Annotated in this window: 20 protein-coding genes; 4 read left to right on the top strand and 16 right to left on the bottom strand. The window is 53.4% G+C overall.

Annotated elements, in window-relative coordinates:
• Nucleotides 1–70 precede the first annotated feature (70 nt).
• On the bottom strand, nt 71–715 hold the full coding sequence (locus CBE72_RS03860) for a helix-turn-helix transcriptional regulator (RefSeq protein ID WP_100142394.1): 645 nt from the start codon (nt 713–715) through the stop codon (nt 71–73).
• Between the two features lie 184 nt (nt 716–899).
• On the opposite strand from CBE72_RS03860, the gene CBE72_RS03855 reads away from it, so the two are divergent.
• Nucleotides 900–1,640 carry a cytochrome b/b6 domain-containing protein gene (locus tag CBE72_RS03855; protein ID WP_100142393.1) on the top strand — a complete coding sequence of 247 codons (741 nt, stop codon included), beginning with the start codon at nt 900–902 and terminating at the stop codon, nt 1,638–1,640.
• Nucleotides 1,641–1,735: 95 nt separating this feature from the next.
• Here the strand turns inward: CBE72_RS03855 and cctA are convergent, their stop codons facing one another.
• A complete protein-coding gene (gene cctA, locus CBE72_RS03850; RefSeq protein ID WP_100142392.1) occupies nt 1,736–2,083 on the bottom strand; it encodes a tetraheme c-type cytochrome CctA in 348 nt (115 codons plus the stop codon).
• Between the two features lie 303 nt (nt 2,084–2,386).
• Nucleotides 2,387–3,253: a protease HtpX gene (htpX, locus tag CBE72_RS03845; protein ID WP_100142391.1), complete on the bottom strand. Its 867-nt coding sequence runs from the start codon at nt 3,251–3,253 to the stop codon at nt 2,387–2,389.
• Nucleotides 3,254–3,544: 291 nt separating this feature from the next.
• Between htpX and pepE the strand changes: the two genes are divergently transcribed.
• Nucleotides 3,545–4,255, top strand: a complete 711-nt coding sequence (gene pepE, locus CBE72_RS03840) for a dipeptidase PepE (protein WP_100142390.1) — start codon at nt 3,545–3,547, stop codon at nt 4,253–4,255.
• Nucleotides 4,256–4,301: 46 nt separating this feature from the next.
• Here pepE and bioD read toward each other — a convergent pair whose 3' ends face one another.
• The 4 genes from bioD to bioB are packed head-to-tail and all read right to left on the bottom strand — an operon-like array spanning nt 4,302 to nt 8,022.
• Nucleotides 4,302–4,991: a dethiobiotin synthase gene (gene bioD, locus CBE72_RS03835; RefSeq protein WP_100142635.1), complete on the bottom strand. Its 690-nt coding sequence runs from the start codon at nt 4,989–4,991 to the stop codon at nt 4,302–4,304.
• Nucleotides 4,992–5,028: 37 nt separating this feature from the next.
• Nucleotides 5,029–5,820, bottom strand: a complete 792-nt coding sequence (locus tag CBE72_RS03830; RefSeq protein ID WP_100142389.1) for a methyltransferase domain-containing protein — start codon at nt 5,818–5,820, stop codon at nt 5,029–5,031.
• A complete protein-coding gene (locus tag CBE72_RS03825) occupies nt 5,817–6,956 on the bottom strand; it encodes an aminotransferase class I/II-fold pyridoxal phosphate-dependent enzyme (protein WP_167387636.1) in 1,140 nt (379 codons plus the stop codon). Before CBE72_RS03825 ends, CBE72_RS03830 begins: the two co-directional genes overlap by 4 nt.
• A 1-nt stretch (nt 6,957) precedes the next feature.
• On the bottom strand, nt 6,958–8,022 hold the full coding sequence (bioB, locus tag CBE72_RS03820) for a biotin synthase BioB (protein WP_039032871.1): 1,065 nt from the start codon (nt 8,020–8,022) through the stop codon (nt 6,958–6,960).
• Nucleotides 8,023–8,196: 174 nt separating this feature from the next.
• Here bioB and bioA point away from each other — a divergent pair, with 174 nt between their 5' ends.
• On the top strand, nt 8,197–9,513 hold the full coding sequence (gene bioA / locus CBE72_RS03815) for an adenosylmethionine--8-amino-7-oxononanoate transaminase (protein WP_100142388.1): 1,317 nt from the start codon (nt 8,197–8,199) through the stop codon (nt 9,511–9,513).
• A 93-nt stretch (nt 9,514–9,606) separates the two neighbouring features.
• Here bioA and CBE72_RS03810 read toward each other — a convergent pair whose 3' ends face one another.
• Nucleotides 9,607–10,035, bottom strand: coding sequence for an AAA family ATPase (locus tag CBE72_RS03810; protein WP_229671837.1), 429 nt, complete (start codon nt 10,033–10,035; stop codon nt 9,607–9,609).
• Nucleotides 10,036–10,166: 131 nt separating this feature from the next.
• Nucleotides 10,167–10,901: a Sir2 family NAD+-dependent deacetylase gene (gene cobB, locus CBE72_RS03805; protein ID WP_100142386.1), complete on the bottom strand. Its 735-nt coding sequence runs from the start codon at nt 10,899–10,901 to the stop codon at nt 10,167–10,169.
• 260 nt (nt 10,902–11,161) lie between these two features.
• Here cobB and fur point away from each other — a divergent pair, with 260 nt between their 5' ends.
• The gene (gene fur / locus CBE72_RS03800; protein ID WP_100142385.1) at nt 11,162–11,593 is read left to right on the top strand and encodes a ferric iron uptake transcriptional regulator; all 432 of its coding nucleotides are present in this window, start codon (nt 11,162–11,164) and stop codon (nt 11,591–11,593) included.
• Between the two features lie 56 nt (nt 11,594–11,649).
• Here fur and CBE72_RS03795 read toward each other — a convergent pair whose 3' ends face one another.
• The 7 genes from CBE72_RS03795 to CBE72_RS03765 form a co-directional block, all read right to left on the bottom strand.
• Complete coding sequence (locus tag CBE72_RS03795) at nt 11,650–11,931, bottom strand: hypothetical protein (RefSeq protein WP_100142384.1); 282 nt, start codon at nt 11,929–11,931, stop codon at nt 11,650–11,652.
• 92 nt (nt 11,932–12,023) lie between these two features.
• Complete coding sequence (gene rnk, locus CBE72_RS03790) at nt 12,024–12,437, bottom strand: nucleoside diphosphate kinase regulator (RefSeq protein ID WP_100142383.1); 414 nt, start codon at nt 12,435–12,437, stop codon at nt 12,024–12,026.
• Nucleotides 12,438–12,948: 511 nt separating this feature from the next.
• Complete coding sequence (gene sucD, locus CBE72_RS03785) at nt 12,949–13,821, bottom strand: succinate--CoA ligase subunit alpha (RefSeq protein ID WP_025011011.1); 873 nt, start codon at nt 13,819–13,821, stop codon at nt 12,949–12,951.
• Nucleotides 13,821–14,987 (bottom strand): ADP-forming succinate--CoA ligase subunit beta, encoded by a 1,167-nt coding sequence (sucC, locus tag CBE72_RS03780; protein WP_039032727.1) that lies wholly within the window; start codon nt 14,985–14,987, stop codon nt 13,821–13,823. The genes sucD and sucC overlap by 1 nt, the downstream gene beginning before the upstream one ends.
• Nucleotides 14,988–15,065: 78 nt before the next feature.
• On the bottom strand, nt 15,066–16,262 hold the full coding sequence (gene odhB / locus CBE72_RS03775) for a 2-oxoglutarate dehydrogenase complex dihydrolipoyllysine-residue succinyltransferase (protein ID WP_028780473.1): 1,197 nt from the start codon (nt 16,260–16,262) through the stop codon (nt 15,066–15,068).
• 30 nt (nt 16,263–16,292) lie between these two features.
• The gene (sucA, locus tag CBE72_RS03770; RefSeq protein ID WP_100142382.1) at nt 16,293–19,115 is read right to left on the bottom strand and encodes a 2-oxoglutarate dehydrogenase E1 component; all 2,823 of its coding nucleotides are present in this window, start codon (nt 19,113–19,115) and stop codon (nt 16,293–16,295) included.
• Between the two features lie 193 nt (nt 19,116–19,308).
• Nucleotides 19,309–20,016 carry a succinate dehydrogenase iron-sulfur subunit gene (locus CBE72_RS03765; RefSeq protein ID WP_045282660.1) on the bottom strand — a complete coding sequence of 236 codons (708 nt, stop codon included), beginning with the start codon at nt 20,014–20,016 and terminating at the stop codon, nt 19,309–19,311.
• Between the last annotated feature and the right edge of the window lies 1 nt (nt 20,017).

Genomic DNA, 20,017 nt, shown 5'->3' with positions numbered 1-20,017 from the left:
TTCAGTCAGATGCCTTGAACGCCAATTGCTGTGTAAGCCAGAGTGTCGCGAGGACTTATTCGCACCTGCCCTAACTGCCTGAGCCTTGACTCTCGGCCACATCGGCCATCAAGTGGCGCTGAGCCCAGGCCATCGCCTGGGCCCGGTTGCTTAAATTCAGTTTGCGAAATACCCGATAGAGATGGGTCTTAACCGTACTCTCACTGACATACAGGGAAGTGGCAATCTGTTGATTACTGAGCCCGGCCAGTAGCGCCTGCAACACCTCCCGCTCCCTGAAAGTCAGCACATCGCCACTAAGTTCTCCCTTGGCCAGCCGAGATTGCAACTCAAAAGGAATATCGCAGCCGCCCTTCTGCACAATATCCAGGCCACGGCCTAGCTGTGCCAAGCTCGCCTCAGGATAGAAAACCGCCTTGACCACAGACGGCAACAACAGGCATTCATACTCCACCCTTCTGGGATAATGCAGTAACACCACTTTGCAACCGCGGCTCTTGGCGGCCTGTTTAAGGATTTTATAGCCCAAGGCCGACTCCACTGTAGCCAAATCCAGCAGCAGCATGTCGACATCGGCTCCCAAGGCATCAATGTGCCATCGCTCGGGGGAGAAACAGGATAAGCGCACCAAAAACTCCTGCGGCCAACGGCTATCCATCAGCTCGGTCAACAGAGCGGACCTGGAAACCACTAACCAGTGCATCACATTGAACATAGGCGGCCCTCGATTGATCACACAAACGAAATTTACATTAAATTAACCTATGTATCAAAATCAGTGATTACTTGAAATAGCAGCACAGCCCCCAGTTTCACACTCAAAATGAATAAGAGTTAACTGAACAAGCGCCGCCACAGGCATTAACATAAAGGGGTAAAACAGATCTGGGGGATCAAATATGGAAACCAATACTGCGGGCGAAGTGCGCCTGTCTCGCTATCAGGCCTGGGATCTTCCCACTCGCCTTTTTCACTGGGTAAACCTGGTGTTAGTACTAATGATGACAATCATCGGCGGAGTAATGATGTTCAAATCCAATTTGGGGATCAGCGGCCTCGACGCCAAAATCGGCTTGAAAACACTGCATGTCTGGATAGGTTATGTCTTTGCCATCAACCTGGCATTCAGATTACTGTGGGGATTATTCGGTCCCATTAAGGCGCGTCTTGGCACACTGCTCCCGAAAAAAGGGGAATTGGCAAGCTATCGCGCGGCTCTCAAGAAAGGCGAAAACCCACAATATCTCGGTCATAATCCGGCGGGAAAACTGGCGGTCATCGCTTTGTTTGGTCTGCTGACCCTGATCATGGTGACAGGTTTGGTGCGAGCCGGTACTGACATCTACTATCCACCGCTGGGCGGCATGGTTCAGGAATATATCGCCGCCGATGGTGTCGAACCTACCAACCTCAAACCCTATGATGACACAGGCGTTAATCCAGACAAGGCTGCAGCGATTAAAGGTGCCAAGGGCTTGGCAGGAAAAGTCCATGTCTACAGCGTATATCTGTTGCTTCTGTTGGTATTGCTGCACATAGCAGCGGTGATCCACGCCGAGCGTAAGCGTCAGCCCGGTATCATTTCGGCTATGTTTTCCGGCAATAAATATCTGCCAACAACGCCGGTGGATAAAGACTAGATTAAGATATCGGCCCATGCTGAACCAGAGATCAGCACAAGCCAGAAACAATAACGCCGGCATTAAGCCGGCGTTGTCATTCGAGCGATACGGGCTTACTTCAGAGCACTTTCCGAAGTACGGCCATCATCGTGGCAGCTATCGCAGGTAGGCTTCTGACCGACATTCATATCGTGAGGGGCATGACAATCGGCACATACCAGTGCGCCATCGTGAGGCTTGTGCACTGCGTCCATTTCTGCCAACGAACCATGGCAGCTTTGACACTGTTCAAATTCATAGGCGCCGTCAGCAGAAGGAGAACCATCGGCGTGACAGCTTTCACAGCCGCCCATATCCGCGTGGAAATCAGACAGCTTTTGATCTTCTGCAAAAGCAGATGGTGACAGGGCCAGTGCGGCCAGACCAGCACCGAACAACACACTCAATAGTTTCTTGCTCACAATAATATCCTCCGATAATGACAGTCGAGCGAAAGTTCTTATGTCAGGTATGACTTTCGTCTCTCTATCAACAAATAGCACGACTTGGATTAACTTAGTCAAGCTTTTGCCAATTGGCAAACTAATTTAAGTCGGCGCCACTTTAGCAACTTGCGCAAAAGCAAAATGTGCGCTGAATCATGTAACCATCGGTTAATTACGGAATTTTACATTTAATTTACCTAGTGACTTCTGTATTAATAAGCGTTTCAACAGCATAAAAAAGGAGGCCAATAGGCCTCCTTGAGAGAAAGTATCGTTGAATTATCCGCGGTTTCTCAACGCTTCAATACGCTTTTCTAGCGGTGGATGACTCATAAAGAGTTCGGTCATTGAACGCTTGCCGTTGATACCGAAGGCCGACATATTGGCTGGCATGGCACCGGTTTCCGGGCCAGTACGCAGACGTTCAAGGGCCGCAATCATCTTATTCTTACCGGCAAGGCGAGCAGCACCTTCATCGGCGCGGAACTCACGAATGCGGGAGAAGTATGCCACCACCATGGAGGCCAGAATACCGAACAGCATATCCAGCACAAATACCACCGCCATATAGGCGATAGTGCCCAGGCCTTCACCTTCTTCATCGTTGCTGGCGACAAAGTTGTTGACGATACCGGCAACCACGCGGGCGGCGAAGATAACAAAGGTGTTTACCACGCCTTGGATCAGGGTCAGAGTCACCATGTCACCGTTGGCCACGTGGCTAACTTCGTGCGCCAGTACGGCTTCGACTTCATCGGCACTCATGCCGTAAAGCAGGCCGGTACTCACTGCCACCAGAGAGTTGTTTTTGCTTGGGCCAGTAGCAAAGGCGTTCAGCTCAGGCGACTGGTAGATAGCCACTTCCGGCATCTTAATCCCGGCCTGCTGTGCCTGACGGGCGACGGTATCGAGCAACCAACGCTCTGTGTTGTCACGGGGCTCAGTGATCACTTCACAGCCCATGGTCTTCTTGGCCATCCACTTGGAAATCGCCAAGCTGATAAAGGCGCCACCGAAACCGAAGATCGCCGCAAACACCAGCAGACCACCCATGGTCTTAGTATTGACACCCAAAATAGACATGACGATCGATGCCACCAGCAAAATGGCAAGGTTAGTCAAAATCAGTAGAAATACACGCTTCATATCAGCTCCTGTAAGGTACCTTCTGTACCGGAATTGCGTCATTGCAGACATAATATGTCTGCTTTGCAGGAATTCAAGGGGAAAAAAATAAATTATTGTTTAGTTTTCCCCACTCAGCCTCTCCCGACGCAGAGGAAGCAGCAGTCTAGGCAGCGTTGATTAAATTAAACTTAATCAACATCCCAAGTGCGGCTTTTTAAGACGGTGAAAAAAGTCGGTCACGATTGTTGAGTGCAAAGGCTTTTTGTTACCATCAAACAACGCAAACAAATCTGAAGGACAGCGACGATTATGACGATAAATGCCCTGCTGCTCAGCAGCTCCCGCGCTGGCGACACCCCCTACCTGGAACATGCCCTGCCCTATATTGAACCCATGACAGAAAAGGCCCGCAAGTGGATATTTATCCCTTACGCCGGTGTCAGCATGAGCTATGACAACTATCTGGAAGCCGTGGTTAATGGCCTGGCGCCATTGAGACTGGATATCTCCTCTATCCATCAACATGGCGACCCCAAGCAGGCTATTCGCGATGCTGACGGCATTCTGGTTGGTGGTGGCAATACCTTCCACCTATTGCATGAGTTGTACCGCTACGATCTGCTGCATCTGATCAAAGAGGAAGTCGCCGCCGGCAAACCCTATATCGGCTGGAGTGCCGGTTCAAATATTGCCGGCCTCAGCATACGTACCACCAATGATATGCCTATTATAGAGCCGCCATCATTCAGTGCCCTTGGCCTGCTGCCACTGCAGATCAATCCGCATTACAGCAACTACAAGGCGCCGGGGCATAATGGTGAAACCCGGGCCCAGCGTTTGCTTGAGTTTACCAGTGTTGATCCCAAGACGCCGGTGCTGGCTATCCAGGAAGGCAGCGCCCTGTTGCTGCAGGACAATAAACTGAGTCTTTTGGGAGATAAGGAAGCTTATCTGTTCAGCGGTGTAGAGCAGGAGATCCCCGTGCCTGTAGGCAGTGATCTTTCCAATCTTTTGAGCTAAAAAACACTTGGCCCTACGGGGCCTTGCTGCTTGTTAACTCCAGGGCTCAACCATGCGCTTTAGCCAGCAAAGGGCTCAAATCCAGGTGCTGAGACATGGCCTCGGCACTGGGATGAGCCAGATGCGGCACCACTCCCAATAGCGGTGCCTGCATCAAGTCTTTAAGACTGGCCAGGTTTTCATCGAAGCGGCTCATATCGGCTTCGGCGCGGTTGGCCACCCAACCGGCGATTTCAAGCCCATCAGCGCGGATCACTTCCTGGGTCAATACGGCATGATTAAGACAGCCAAGCTTCATTCCCACCACCAGAATCACGGGCAGAGCCAGTCCCTGCACCGCTTCCGATAAGAAACGCCCCTCCCCCAAAGGCAAACGCCAACCACCGGCCCCTTCTATCAGGCAGAAATCGGCCATGGCATACTGGGTGAAATCCAGCGCTGCTAGTACCGCCTCAGGGCTGATATCCAGGCCGAGATCAGCGGCAGCAATATGAGGGGCAATCGCCGGCTCAAAACTGAAAGGATTCACCTTGTCGTATTGCAGTTTCAGAGTGGACTCATCCATCAGGGCCAGGGCGTCCGGGTTTCTCAGCCCGTATGGGGTGTTGTGGCAACCCGAGGCCAGGGGTTTGACCCCCAAGGTTTTCAAGCCATGCTCGACTCGTGCCTTATGCAGCAGCGCAGCTCCGACCTGAGTCTTGCCACTGTCGGTATCTGTACCTGTTACAAAAAAAATCATCGCTGAACTACCCCTACAGCCTAAACATCAATGGTTATTTTTGGGCCTGAACCATTACTATCCTGTATGTCAGCGGCATTCCCTTGTCCGTTCTAAGGACCTCGGCCTGCCCGTTAAGTGTATGCCAAAAACCCTTTCCCTTGAGCCCGGCACCTGAGTTTTTGTCGGCGCCGACTGAAGCGCCGACCCCCTTGATGGAGTAAAGCAATTCCCTGAGATTGGCGAAATGGCACTGAAAGATATGGCTTTGCGTGTGCAAGCTCTGCCAGGGATGCTGGCCCAGCGCTTGCTCCAACATATCCTCGGCTGCAAACGCCTTGACTCGCAGCCCCAACGTCTGTAATTCGGGCAAACTGCCCAGGGCCACTATGGCAAGGCGTACCGAACCGCCCGGGCGCATGACCCGAAAAATCTCTGCCAAGGCGGCCGGAATATCGCCGCACCACTGCAGCGCCAGATTGGAATAAACCGCATCGAAACTATTGTCGCCAAAGGGAAGCTGCTCGGCATCGCCACAAACAGCCTGATAATCGGGGAAGTTTCCCTTCAGCTGCTTGAGCATTCCGCTGGCGATATCCAGGGCGGTCACGCTTTGGGGCCTGAGCGTGGCAAAAGCCGTGCCCGGACCTGCACCTATATCCAGCAGTTGTCCTGAGTGTGGGCAATCGTCCCAGTCAAGTAAGGCTTCGGCCGTCAGACGCTGCACCTTATTGTGGCGTTCATAAGCGCTTGCCGCCTTGGAAAAACGCCCGGCGACATCCCCTAGCGGCACGGATTGCACCAGGCCTGTGTGACTGGCCAGAGGTTCGTGACTGATGTTGCTCATGCCATCAGCTCCGCCAGTGTCGAGGCCAAGGCCAGTATATCCTGCTCCCTGTGCTCGGCGCTCAGGGTAATACGCAGTCTGGCACTGCCTTGGGGGACTGTGGGTGGCCGAATCGCCCCCACCAGGAAACCGCGTTCCAAAAGCCTTGCCGCCAGCGCCATACACTTGCCACTCTCACCCACCAACAGAGGTTGAATTGGCGACTCAGATGGCATCAAGGAGATCCCCGCCGCTTGGCAGCTGCGGCGAAACAAAGCGATATTGGCGTTGAGGCGCTCGAGCAAAGGCTCTTGCTGGATCAGCTCCAGAGCCTCGAGCACGCCCATACAGCAGGCCGGTGACAGCGCGGTGGAATAAATGTATTCACGGGCATTGGCCACCAGATAGTCTATCAATTCCTGCGAGCCCACAATCGCCGCGCCCTGACCACCGAGCGCCTTGCCAAAGGTCACCAAGCGGGCAAATACCGGCAAGGGTGAAGACTCAAATAGAGCGAAACCGTGGGCATCATCGAGAATAAGCGGGCTGCCATGCGCTTGGCACAAGTGACTCAATTTACCGAGCGGCGCCCTGTCGCCATCCATGCTGAACACGGTTTCGGTGAGCACTGCGCTGCCGGGATGCCGGGCCAAAAGCGCTGTGGCGGCCGCCATATCGTTATGGGCAAAACGCCGTATTTTGGCCTTTGAGTCGCGCAGGCCATCTATCATGGAGGCATGCACCAATTTGTCGGCAATCACTGTATCTTCGGCGCTAAACAGGGTTTTCATCAGCGCAGTGTTGGCGGCAAAACCACAGCTGAACAGTAACGCCGCTTCTGCACCGAGTGCCCGGCACAGACCTTGTTCGAGCTTGAGATGCGCCTCGCTGTAACCTGAAACCAGAGGTGAAGCGCCGCTGCCGCAGCCATAGAGAGTTGCCCCCTTGGCAAGCGCAGAGATGACCTTGGGATGACGGGCTAGGCCCAGATAATCATTGGCGGCAAAATCCAGCAATGGTTTGCCTGTGGCTTGGGCAACAGGATGCAATAGTCGCTCACGGCCGGACGCTGCGGCGAAGCAGCGTCTTTGCCTGAGCAAGCCGCCGCGCGCAAGCTCTTCACGGCGGCGGGCCATTTTGTCCAGCAATGAGGTCAAGTTACAGGGCTCCGGCGTCGTAAAACTGTCCCTGAGCCTTGTTATTGATAGCCTCTGCCTTGGCCGCGACGCGGGCTATTTCGGCGCCCTCTTCCTCGACCGTGGCGGCCTTGCCTTGCTCCGGGGTCAATCCCAGACGGCGGAACAGGCTCATATCGTCATTTTCTTCCGGGTTGGCGGTGGTCAACAACTTGCACCCATAGAAAATCGAGTTGGCGCCGGCAAAGAAACACATGGCCTGCAGCTCATCTGTCATATTTTCACGCCCGGCCGACAAGCGAACCCGCGACAAAGGCATCATGATTCTGGCCACGGCTATGGTGCGCACAAACTCCAGTGGATCCAGGTCGTCCAGGCTGTCCAGCGGCGTACCGGCCACCTTGACCAACATATTGATAGGCACAGAGTCGGGATGTTGCTCAAGATTAGCCAACTGTTGCAGCAAACCCGCCCTGTCGGTGGCCTGCTCGCCCATGCCGACAATCCCGCCGGAGCACACCTTCATACCGGCGGCGCGCACATTGGCCAGGGTGTCCAACCGCTGCTGATAGGTGCGGGTGGTGATGATGTCACCATAGTATTCCGGCGAGGTATCCAGGTTATGGTTGTAGTAATCCAGCCCGGCTTCGGCCAGCTCGTTGGCCTGGTTTTCGCTGAGCATACCCAGAGTCATACAGGTTTCCATTCCCAGGGATTTAACCTCCTGCACCATCTGCTTGAGATAAGGCATATCGCGTTCATGCGGGTTACGCCAGGCGGCTCCCATGCAGAAGCGGGTCGCACCGGCGGCCTTGGCACTTCTGGCCTCTGTCAGTACCTTTTCCATCTCCAGCAGACGCTCTTTTTCCAATCCTGTGTCGTAGCGGGCGCTCTGGGGGCAATATTTGCAGTCTTCCGGACAGGCACCCGTCTTAATTGACAACAGACGGCTGACCTGAACTTCATTGGGATTGAAATGGGTTCTGTGCACGCTGTGGGCACGAAACAACAAATCATTCATCGGCAGGGCAAAGAGGGCTTCAACCTCTTCACGGCGCCAGTCATGGCGCAGCTCTGTATTGGACATATTCTGTGTTACCTGAGTCTGATCTATTTGTTGCTGAAGCCGATTTTGCCGATTAATCCATCGGGATCCGGGTTCAGCTGGCTGCTTGAAGGCCTGAATTATTTTCGTTAGCATACCCGCGACGCCCTCACTGTCAACGCCAACCAGTTGCACAGGTTTACCTTTGGTTAATATATGAGCATAGATTATTGTTTTGACCGTCAGCATATCTGGCATCCCTACACTTCCATGAGCCACACCCTACCCGTTTATGGGGTTAAAGCCGCCGAAGGCGTACGCCTGACGCTGGAGGATGGTCGCGAGCTTATCGACGGCACCAGCTCCTGGTGGGCCTGCGTCCATGGTTACAGCCACCCGGCAATTCTCAGCGCCATGGAAGAGCAACTCAAACGCCTGAGCCATGTGATGTTCGGAGGGATCACCCATGAGAGCGCCATAGAACTGTGTCGCCAGCTCATCACTATCACCCCGGAACCGCTGACCAAGGTGTTTTTGGCTGACTCAGGTTCCATTGCGGTGGAGGTGGCGCTGAAGATGGCGCTGCAGTACTGGCAAGGGCAAAACAAGACAGAGAAAAACCGCATCATGACGGTCAAGCAGGGCTACCATGGCGACACGTTCGCCGCCATGAGCGTCTGCGACCCGGAGGGCGGTATGCACACCATGTTTGGTGACAATGTGGCCCGGCAACTGTTTGCCCCGGCGCCGAGCACACCCTTTGGTGAAACCGCTAAAGCAGATGACATCGCCGGACTCGAAGCCATGCTGGCCGAGCACGGCAAGCAAACCGCCGCGCTAATCCTCGAGCCCATAATGCAAGGTGCCGGTGGCATGTGGTTTTACAGCGCCGACTATCTCAAGGCGGCAAGAGCCCTGTGCGACAAGTACGATGTACTGCTGATCCTGGATGAAATCGCCACAGGTTTTGGCCGCACCGGTAAGCTGTTTGCCTGCGAACACGCAGACATAGCGCCGGACATCATGTGTGTCGGCAAGGCGCTCACCGGCGGCTATATCAGTCTGGCGGCGACGCTGTGCAGCGATAAAGTGGCGGCGGGCATAGACAGCTCCCCTGCCGGCGTATTTATGCATGGGCCGACCTTTATGGCCAATCCTCTGGCCTGTAGTGCCGCCCGCGCCAGCCTAGCCCTGCTGGCAAGCGGTGAGTGGCAAGCTCAGGTCAAGGCCATTGAAACTCAGCTTAAACAGGAACTGGCACCGGCAGCGGTACTGCCGGGAGTCAAAGCGGTACGGGTACTTGGCGCCGTTGGGGTACTGGAGATGCACAAACAGGTCAATACCGCTGCGCTGCAGGCCGAATTTGTTGCCCGCGGCGTGTGGATCCGTCCCTTTGGCAAACTCATCTATATCATGCCGCCCTATGGTATCAGCGCAGAAGAGCTAAGCTGCCTGAGCCGGGCCATGCTGGAAGTGGCCGCACTGACGAGCGAGCAAAATCAAGATGACAGCGCCTTCGTCAGCCACGGCTGAATATGCTTAAACAGCAAAATGATAAACAGGTGAAATGTGTTATCAGGGTCTTAGCTTAGTTGCCACTACAAACAAAACCGCTTTCAGAATCTGTTATGTTAATTGTTGAAATAAACCAGCCATTCTTTGAATGGATTTAAGACTGACGCCGTGTTTGTTTCGCTTGGCACATTCACGTTGATGTGTGTTACTGCGCACATCACCAATCTGTTGAATATGCACTCGATAACCTAAAGCCCTCGCAGCCACCTGATAGGCCGCAAACTCCCACAGTGCCATGTTGGTATTATCACAAATAACCACTGGCACACCGGTTGCCAACGCCTCGATGAAGCGGCTCAGGTTGAGCTGGTGAAATTCCGGCAAACGGGCAATGTCGAAGCAGTAGCGGTTATTTTGGTAAAAGAAGCTGTCGGTTGAGCACAGGCCTCTCTCAGTGACATTCTGAGCAAGCCTCGCTGGTAGTTCCTGGATAAACTGCCGAACCCAGTAAGATTTGCCGCTGCCCGGCAGACCGCGCATGATGATCGCCAAGCGGCTGTTACCATCAATCGTCCCGGGGTCAATAACCTCCTTGAAGCCCTGGATATTACGCACACTTGAAATACCGATAGGCGGCTCAAGTAGGCTGACATCTGTTTTGGGCTCAGGCATCAACTATGGCCGGTTTGATTGCAGATAGACTGACCGGCAAGGATACGCTCCACCAGTGCCGGGACCATCTCACTGGCCTTGCCTTGCAGATGAATTTGAAACTGGCTGTGTCTGTCTGCCGGCATCAGATTGACCTCGACGGTCAGCGCACCATGATGATTGGCGCTGTCGACAAAGCCGGCAGCAGGATAGACAGTGCCTGAAGTGCCAATGGCAATAAAGAGATCGCAGTGATCCAGCGCATCGTGAATTCTATCCATTCCCAGAGGCATTTCACCGAACCAAACCACATGAGGCCGCAGACGCTGCGCCGGAATACAGCAGGTACAGGTATTTTCAGGCCCGAAGGGTTCATGCAGGGTAAAGGTTTGCCGGGAGCGCGGACAACGCCCCTTGGAAAGTTCACCGTGCATATGCAGTAAGCGCCTGGAACCGGCTCTCTCGTGCAGATCGTCAATATTCTGGGTGACTATCAGCAGCTCACCGTCAAACTCCTGCTCTAGGCGAGATAGCGCCGTGTGAGCAGCGTTGGGTTCTATATTGCCCGCGTGCAGTTGCTGCCAGCGGCCATTGTAGAAGCGCTCGACCAACTCAGGGTCACGTTCATAACCTTCTGGGGTCGCCACATCTTCAATATGATGCTCTTCCCATAGGCCATCCTGATCCCTAAAGGTACGCAGTCCGGACTCGGCAGAGATCCCGGCGCCGGTTAAAACCACGATTCGTCGATGCATCTAGTGTCCTTTTTGTTTTTAGTCCATCCTGCCAACGATGAACAAAAGCTGCAATTATGCCTTGGTATAACCATACAAAAAGTATGTTTAAATTGCTTGTTTTTATTCAAATTTATGTCGATTATAGCCAAGTTGCCCCACAGAAGTACCAAAAGCCAGATCAGAGGTTTAAGTTTTAGAACAGTACACATATAATGGGGTCTATTATCCACGGACGAACCTATGTGTAATATCAAGGTTCTGCAATCAAGAGATTAGCCATGACAGATGGAAATCAAGCGCTGAAAAAAGCGGGTTTGAAAATCACCCTGCCACGAGTCAAAATCCTGGAGCTGATGCAAGAACCGGAAAACCAACATATCAGCGCCGAAGACTTATATAAGAAACTGCTGGATATCGGTGAAGAGATAGGTCTGGCTACCGTCTATCGGGTACTGAACCAGTTTGATGATGCTGGCATTGTCAGCCGTCACCACTTCGAAAGTGGCAAAGCCGTATTTGAGCTCTCCACCCAGCATCATCACGACCATCTGGTTTGCCTGAGCTGTGGTAAAGTGATCGAGTTTTCCGATGAGCTTATTGAGCGCCGCCAACATGAAATCGCCATGCGTCACAATATCAAGCTCACCAATCACAGCCTCTACCTCTATGGCGTCTGCACCAACGACAAGTGCGACCACGGTGAAGAGTAACAGTTAATAAAAAACCAGCGCCAAGCGCTGGTTTTTTTATTGCCGGTAATCTGAGGTTACCAATTCAAAGCCAGAGGCTCGCCCTTCTTCCTTGGGCAGGCATGGCTGAAAAGTGTTGGATCCGCATAACAAAGAAAACGGTTATTGGCAAAAAGCCTGAACAACCAATCTCCCTCTTCGGCAAACTGCGCCGGTGGCGTCAGGTTACCTACATGTCCGGGCTCCAATCCGGCAAACTGCATCAGTTTGTCGGCATCCTGTTCACTGATCAACTGTGGATCCGCCGGTAATTTACCGCTGCCGGCAGAAAAACCATTGTGGACAAAGTACTGCTTCATCTTTATCTCCATTCCCTGTCGTTGGTGCATTCTGAGTGACTTAGATGTATGTCACTCCCGTATCCGTCCGAGAGCCTTACCGGCTCCGGTGCTCAGCGGTGAAAATCACCTGAGCGCTCCGGTTGATAGATAATCTCTTCAATCCGCACTTTCACTGTGCCGCCACCCGGCCCCGGCCACTCAATTTCATCCCCCTGGGCCAAGCCCAGTAAGGCGCCGCCGACCGGCGCCAGAATCGAAATTTTACCGGCACTGCCATCGGCATCTTTTGGATAAACCAGACGCAAGGTGAACTCTTCATTGGAGGAAGACATACGAAAACGAACTTCAGAGTTCATGGTCACTACATTGTCCGGCATATCCTTGGATGGCCTGATTTCCGCCCGCTCAAGTTCAGCCTCAAGCGCTTGATGGCCGGGAAAGGCGTTGGCAGGCAATGAATCGAGCAAACGCTCCAGGCGCTCCAGATCCACTTCAGAAATTACGATATTAGGTTGTGTACTCACAGCAATCCTCTACTTTTCAGAAAAGCCGCCTGAGCGGCCCCACATCGGGTCATCCCTTCCCCCATTGAGGGTTGACACCAATACCCAATAGCTGAAATCGCCCGATAGGCGTTTCAGACTCATTCAGCTTGATCTACGAGTTTCGAGCGCTTTCGCCCCCGAATTGCACTTCAGCGCCGCATCGGACGAACCAATACGGCGCTGAAGTCTTTGTTAACACGGCATCAATTCTCTGGTTCTGCAGAGCTCCGCCTCTTGGCTGACGGCTTTCTCTCATTTCAGGCTGGAGTTCCAGATAGCAACAGAACGACAACCCCAGGGAAAAGATTAATAACAATTTGAATTTTTTAAATTTTTAGTGCATGAATACTCTGCATCACCCCAAAGGGATCGACTAGACCCAATCTAACCTTTTCCCAATCAAATATCCAGCCGGGGGCACCTGAGCTTCATCACAGCTACCAATAAAAAAGGCGCCTCTCGGCGCCTTTTGTGAGCTTAACGACTGTGCTTACCAGCCGGTCTTCTCACGCAGCGCGCTGCCGATTTCGGCCAGCGAGCGCACGGTAGTCACGCCCGCGGCTTCCAAGGCAGCGAACTTGTCGGCGGCAGTCCCCTTACCACCGGCAATGATGGCGCCCGCATGGCCCATACGCTTACCTGCTGGTGCAGTCACACCGGCAATGTAAGAGACCACAGGCTTGGTGACGTTGGCCTTGATGTAAGCCGCCGCTTCTTCTTCGGCAGTACCGCCGATTTCACCGATCATCACGATGGCCTCGGTCTGAGGATCGTTCTGGAACATTTCCAGTACGTCGATGAAGTTGGTGCCAGGGATCGGGTCACCACCAATGCCCACACAGGTAGACTGGCCGAAACCTTCATCAGTAGTCTGCTTAACGGCTTCGTAAGTCAGAGTACCGCTGCGGGAAACGATACCCACTTTACCTGGCTTGTGGATGTGACCTGGCATGATGCCTATTTTACATTCGCCGGGGGTGATAACGCCGGGGCAGTTAGGGCCAATCATGCGCACACCGGTTTCTTCCAGCTTCACTTTTACCTGCAGCATATCCAGAGTCGGGATACCTTCGGTGATACAAACGATAAGCTCGATACCGCCATCTATGGCTTCCAGGATAGCGTCTTTACAGAAAGGCGCAGGTACATAGATAACAGATGCAGTAGCGCCGGTGGCGGCAACAGCGTCTTTCACTGTGTTGAATACTGGCAAGCCTAAGTGAGTGGTGCCGCCTTTACCAGGAGACACACCGCCGACCATCTGAGTACCGTAGGCAATCGCCTGCTCAGAATGGAAAGTACCCTGACCACCGGTGAAACCCTGGCAGATAACCTTGGTATCTTTGTTGATTAAAACAGACATTATTTGCCCTCCGCAGCTTTAACTACTTGCTGAGCAGCGTCGGTCAGACTTGTCGCAGCAATGATATCCAAACCTGATTCGGCCAGTACTTTAGAGCCCAGCTCGGCGTTGGTACCTTCCAGACGCACAACCACAGGCACTTTCACACCGACTTCTTTCACTGCACCGATAATACCTTCGGCGATCATGTCACAACGCACGATACCACCGAAAATGTTCACCAGAACGGCCTTCACATTGCTGTCAGACAGAATGATCTTGAAGGCTTCGGCAACACGTTCTTTGGTCGCGCCGCCACCTACGTCGAGGAAGTTGGCTGGCTTGCCGCCGTGCAGGTTCACGATATCCATGGTACCCATGGCCAAGCCGGCACCGTTGACCATGCAACCTACGTTACCGTCCAGCGCCACATAGTTCAGTTCAAACTTGGCGGCGTGGGCTTCACGTGGGTCATCCTGTGAAGGATCGTGCATGTCTTTGATCTTTGGCTGACGGAACAGAGCGTTACCATCTACGCCAATCTTGCCGTCCAGGCAGTGCAGGTTGCCTTCGGTGGTGATCACCAGAGGGTTGATCTCCAGCAGGGCAAAGTCATGCTCTAGGAACATAGTCGCCAGACCCATGAAGATCTTGGTGAACTGCTTGATTTGAGTTGGATTCAGACCCAGCTTGAAGCCAAGGTCACGCGCCTGGAAAGGCTGAGGACCTGTGATAGGGTCGATAATGGCTTTGTGGATCAGTTCAGGGGTCTCTTCGGCCACCTTTTCGATTTCCACACCACCTTCGGTAGAAGCCATAAACACGACGCGGCGAGTGCCACGGTCGACAACGGCACCCAGATAGAGTTCGTTGGCGATATCAGTGCAGCTTTCAACCAGGATCTTGGCAACCGGCTGACCTTTTTCATCAGTCTGATAAGTGACCAGATTCTTGCCGAGCCAATGTTCGGCAAAGGCTCTGATCTCTTCTTTGTCGCCAGTGACTTTAACGCCACCTGCTTTACCGCGGCCGCCAGCGTGCACCTGGCACTTGACTACCCACATGTTTCCGCCAATGCGACCGGCTGCTTCAACAGCTTCCTGAGCTGTGTCACAAGCATAGCCTTCTGACACTGGTAAACCATATTCGGCAAATAGGGCTTTTGCCTGATACTCATGCAAATTCATGATGATCTATCCGTATACTACGTTTTTAAATCCAACCGGCCCCGAGGGGCCAGTCACGAGGTTATTGTCTGGCGGCGCTTACAAGTCCAGCAGCAGACGAGTTGGGTCTTCCAGCAGATCCTTAATGGTCACCAGGAAACCAACTGACTCACGACCATCAATAATGCGATGATCATATGAGAGAGCAAGGTACATCATGGGCAGGATTTCCACCTGGCCATTGACTGCCATTGGGCGGTCCTTGATGGCATGCATGCCAAGGATTGCGCTTTGTGGCAGGTTCAGAATAGGCGTCGACATCAAGGAGCCAAACACACCGCCGTTGGTCACAGTGAAGTTACCACCTGTCATATCTTCCACTGTCAGTTTGCCGTCACGACCTTTAATAGCCAGTTCGCGAACCGCTTTTTCAATATCGGCCAGGCTCATGGTATCTGTGTCGCGCAGCACAGGCGTTACCAGGCCACGAGGCGTGGAAACGGCGATGCTGACATCGAAGTAGTTGTGGTACAGGATGTCGCTGCCATCGATAGAAGCGTTGACTTCAGGATAACGCTTCAGCGCTTCGGTTACGGCTTTCACATAGAAAGACATAAAGCCAAGACGGATGCCGTGTTTCTTCTCAAAGACTTCCTGATACTTCTTACGGATGTCCATGATAGGCTTCATGTTGACCTCGTTGAAGGTGGTCAGCATGGCGGTGGAGTTCTTGGCTTCCAGCAGACGAGTGGCGATAGTCTTGCGCAGACGCGTCATAGGTACGCGCTTCTCGCTGCGATCGCCCGCCAGGGTCACAGGTGCTGTGGCAGCAGCTGCAGCAGGCTTGGCGGAGCTGGACTTCACAAAGGCTTCCACATCTTCTTTGGTGATACGGCCACCCACACCTGTGCCCTTGATTTTAGCGGCATCCAGGTTGTGTTCGGCGATCAGGCGACGTACTGATGGGCTCAGGGCATCGTTACCTTCTGCCGCGGCTTCTTCAGCCTTTGGCGCAGCGGCTTCAGCCTGCTCTTTGCTCACTTCCTGACCGGCAACCGCGCCGGCAACGAAGTTGGCGATAACCTGTTCGGCCAGGACGGTATCCCCTTCCTGGAACAACAGTTCGCTGATCTGACCATCTTCGGGTGCTACAACTTCCAACACCACTTTATCAGTTTCAATATCAACCAGGTTCTGATCACGGGAAACCGGCTCACCTGGCTTTACGTGCCAAGTGGCGATAGTCGCGTCGGCAACAGATTCGGGCAGTACAGGTACCTTGATTTCGATACTCATGGAAAGCTTTCCTTTTTATATAAATTTCTATTACTTCAGTTTTAATGCGCTAGTGATCAGTGATTCCTGCTGATGCGTATGCAACTCAGGATAGCCACAAGCCGGCGCTGCAGAGGCATCTCGGCCAGCGTAGCTGAGCTGGGCACCTTTGGGAATGGCTGCCCAGAAATGATGCTGGCTGCAATACCAGGCACCTTGGTTCTGAGGCTCTTCCTGACACCAAACAAAGTCGGTCACATGCTGATAATCTTTCAGGGCGACGGCCATCTCTTCGTGGGGGAAGGGATACAACTGCTCTACCCGCACCAGAGCGACATTATCGATATTCTCTTTGCGGCGACGCTCCAGCAGCTCGTAGTAAACCTTACCGCTACAGAACACTACGCGATCGACCTTAGTGGCATCCAGGGTATCGATTTCACCGATAACGTTCTGGAATTGACCGTTGGCCAACTCGTCCAGGGAAGACACGGCCAGCGGGTGACGCAGCAGCGACTTAGGAGACATGACCACCAGCGGACGACGCATTGGACGCACCACCTGACGACGCAACATGTGGTAGACCTGAGCCGGAGTCGAAGGCACACACACCTGCATATTGTGGTTAGCACACAGCTGCAAGAAACGCTCCAGACGAGCACTTGAGTGCTCAGGCCCCTGACCTTCATAGCCGTGTGGCAGCAACATGGTCAAACCGCACAGACGGCCCCACTTCTGCTCACCGGATGACAGGAACTGGTCAATAACCACCTGGGCACAGTTGGCAAAGTCACCGAATTGGGCTTCCCAGATAGTCAGGCCACCCGGCTCAGCGGTGGCATAACCGTACTCGAACGCCAGCACTGAGGCTTCAGACAACACAGAGTCGGTGATGTCGATAGGGCCCTGCTCGTTCGCCACATGGCGTAGCGGCAGATAAGTCGTGCCATCGTTCTGGTTGTGCAGCACGGCATGGCGATGGAAGAAGGTGCCACGACCCGAGTCCTGCCCGGTGATCCTGACTCTTTGCTTGTCTTCGAGGATGCTGGCATAGGCCAGAGTCTCGGCAAAGCCCCAGTCCATCAGCTTCTCGCCTTTGGCCATGGCGACGCGGTCGTTATATATCTTGGCAACCCGAGAGTGCAGCTTATGACTCTCAGGCACATAGCTTATCTTGTCGGCCAGATTCTGCAGACGCTCCAGCGTCATACCGGATTCAAAAGACTCATCCCATTCGCGGTTGAGATAAGGAGTCCAGTCCACAGTGTGCAGCGTCATTGGACGCCACTCTTTGACCACACAATCCCCTTGATCCAGTGCATCACGATAGCTGTTGATCATGGCGGTGACATCGTCTGCCGCAATGCTGTTTTCGGCTATCAACTTGTCGGCATAGATCTTACGTGGCGTTGGGTGCTTCTTGATCTTGGCGTACATCAGTGGCTGAGTCGCGCTGGGTTCATCGGCCTCGTTATGGCCGTGACGGCGATAACATACCAATTCGATAACCACATCACGCTTAAAGGTGTTGCGGTAATCCACGGCTAACTGAGATACGAAAGCCACGGCCTCAGGATCGTCGGCATTAACGTGGAAAATCGGCGCCTGTACCATCTTGGCGATGTCGGTACAGTATTCGGTAGAACGCACATCCTGGTGGTTGGAGGTGGTAAAGCCCACCTGGTTGTTGACCACGATGCGGATAGAGCCGCCGACTTTAAAGCCGCGGGTCTGAGACATGTTGAATGTCTCCTGCACTATGCCCTGTCCGGCAATGGCCGAGTCACCATGAATGGTAATTGGCATCACCTGCAGGCCATCTTCACTGCCGCGGCGATCCAGTCTGGCGCGCACCGAGCCCATCACGACCGGGTTAACGATTTCCAGGTGTGAAGGGTTGAACGCCAATGCCAGGTGAACATTGCCACCGGGCGTTTCAAAATCGGAAGAGAAGCCCTGATGGTACTTAACATCCCCTGAACCCAGCGTCTCATGATGCTTGCCGGCAAACTCGTCAAAGAGTTCGGCAGGACGCTTGCCCAGAATGTTAACCAGAACGTTAAGACGGCCACGGTGAGCCATACCCACGACTATCTCTTTGGTACCCGCTTCACCGGCGCGATAGATAATTTCGCGCATCATAGGCACCAGCGAGTCGCCCCCTTCGAGGGAGAAACGCTTGGCGCCGGGGAACTTGGCACCCAAATACTTTTCCATGCCTTCGGCGGCATTCAATCCTTCAAGGATCCGGGTCTTGACCGCCTTATCATAGCTGCCCTTACCCAGTGAAGGTTCGAGACGTTGCTGGATCCAACGTTTCTCTTCGGTGTCGGTGATATGCATATATTCGGCGCCGATAGAGCCGCAATAGGTCGCCTTGAGCGCCTTCACCAGCTCACCCAGTTTCAGGGTTTCACCGCCATAAGCAAAAGAACCTGTGTTGAACTCCCGCTCCATATCCTCGCTGCTCAGGCCGTGGAAAGCAGGATCCAATTCGGCAACTGTGTCGCGTTTCCACAGTCCCAATGGATCCAGATTAGCATTCTGGTGGCCACGGAAACGGTAGGCGTTGATCAATTGCAGAACTTTTACCTGCTTGGCATCCACATCAGGATCGGACACACGGCCAGTGCCTTTGCTGCGGCCTTCCTGTGCGAGAGAGCGAAAATAGTCACGGATCTTGGAGTGGGAAGCTTCGGGTACATCAGCAGAGGCACCGTTCACCGGAGGGAGTTGCTCAAACACCGCACGCCAGTCATCAGATACCGAGGTGGGGTCTTCTTGGTAGGCTTCATACATCTCTTCAACGTAGGTCGAGTTCGCCCCACTCAAGTGAGATGATTCGAGCCAGGCTTTCATGCTGCCTTGGTGCATTTCTTATCCTTTCAAACTTGATACACGTGCTTAGCCATATATTCCCTGCTTTGGCAGGGTCTCAGCCGCCCCTGGGACATCCGGATGTTACGGCCTTTTGTAGTCCTTTACATACAAAGAGCCACTTTCTACCCAGAGAAAGTGACTCCCCACGAGCCTATGTTGTTATTGGATTAAGCTCGTCGTCTTGCATTTATACAGCCCGCTTCAGCAGCATGGATTTGATGTGTCCAATGGCCTTGGTTGGGTTCAGGCCCTTGGGACAGACATCCACACAATTCATGATGCCGTGACAACGGAAGACGCTGTATGCATCATCCAGTTCGCTCAGACGTTCTTCGGTCGCAGTATCTCGGCTGTCTATCAAGAAGCGATAGGCGTGCAGCAGACCACTGGGGCCAACAAATTTGTCCGGGTTCCACCAGAATGATGGGCAAGCCGTTGAACAACAAGCACACATGATACACTCATACAAGCCATCCAGGTGAGCACGCTCTTCCGGTGACTGCAGATGTTCACGGGCCGGTTTCTTCTCATCATTGATGAGGTACGGCTTGATCTTCTCGTATTGCTTGTAAAACTGACTCAGATCCACCACCAGGTCACGCACTACAGGCATACCCGGCAGAGGACGGATTTCAATCTTCTTGCCCTTAAAGGTAGACACGGGCGTGATACAGGCCAGACCGTTTTTGCCATTCATGTTCATGCCGTCGGAGCCACAAACCCCCTCACGGCAAGAGCGACGGAAAGACAGGCTTGGGTCCTGCTCTTTAAGCTTGAGCAAGGCATCCAGCACCATCATATCGGTGCCTTCGGCCACTTCCAGGCTGTAATCCTGCATGTAGGGCTTGGTATCTACATCAGGATTGTAGCGATAAACTGCAATATCCAATTTCATC

Source organism: Shewanella carassii (assembly GCF_002777975.1).
Lineage (GTDB): Bacteria > Pseudomonadota > Gammaproteobacteria > Enterobacterales > Shewanellaceae > Shewanella > Shewanella carassii.
This window is presented reverse-complemented; position numbering and strand designations above follow the sequence as displayed.

Coding starts and splice junctions, on each gene's coding strand:
- CBE72_RS03860 (WP_100142394.1), bottom strand. CDS start 715: ATGTTCAATGTGATGCACTGGTTAGTGGTTTCCAGGTCCGCTCTGTTG.
- CBE72_RS03855 (WP_100142393.1), top strand. CDS start 900: ATGGAAACCAATACTGCGGGCGAAGTGCGCCTGTCTCGCTATCAGGCC.
- htpX (WP_100142391.1), bottom strand. CDS start 3,253: ATGAAGCGTGTATTTCTACTGATTTTGACTAACCTTGCCATTTTGCTG.
- pepE (WP_100142390.1), top strand. CDS start 3,545: ATGACGATAAATGCCCTGCTGCTCAGCAGCTCCCGCGCTGGCGACACC.
- CBE72_RS03830 (WP_100142389.1), bottom strand. CDS start 5,820: ATGAGCAACATCAGTCACGAACCTCTGGCCAGTCACACAGGCCTGGTG.
- bioB (WP_039032871.1), bottom strand. CDS start 8,022: ATGTCCAATACAGAGCTGCGCCATGACTGGCGCCGTGAAGAGGTTGAA.
- bioA (WP_100142388.1), top strand. CDS start 8,197: ATGAGCATAGATTATTGTTTTGACCGTCAGCATATCTGGCATCCCTAC.
- CBE72_RS03810 (WP_229671837.1), bottom strand. CDS start 10,035: ATGCGCGGTCTGCCGGGCAGCGGCAAATCTTACTGGGTTCGGCAGTTT.
- cobB (WP_100142386.1), bottom strand. CDS start 10,901: ATGCATCGACGAATCGTGGTTTTAACCGGCGCCGGGATCTCTGCCGAG.
- fur (WP_100142385.1), top strand. CDS start 11,162: ATGACAGATGGAAATCAAGCGCTGAAAAAAGCGGGTTTGAAAATCACC.
- CBE72_RS03795 (WP_100142384.1), bottom strand. CDS start 11,931: ATGAAGCAGTACTTTGTCCACAATGGTTTTTCTGCCGGCAGCGGTAAA.
- sucD (WP_025011011.1), bottom strand. CDS start 13,821: ATGTCTGTTTTAATCAACAAAGATACCAAGGTTATCTGCCAGGGTTTC.
- sucC (WP_039032727.1), bottom strand. CDS start 14,987: ATGAATTTGCATGAGTATCAGGCAAAAGCCCTATTTGCCGAATATGGT.
- odhB (WP_028780473.1), bottom strand. CDS start 16,262: ATGAGTATCGAAATCAAGGTACCTGTACTGCCCGAATCTGTTGCCGAC.
- sucA (WP_100142382.1), bottom strand. CDS start 19,115: ATGCACCAAGGCAGCATGAAAGCCTGGCTCGAATCATCTCACTTGAGT.
- CBE72_RS03765 (WP_045282660.1), bottom strand. CDS start 20,016: ATGAAATTGGATATTGCAGTTTATCGCTACAATCCTGATGTAGATACC.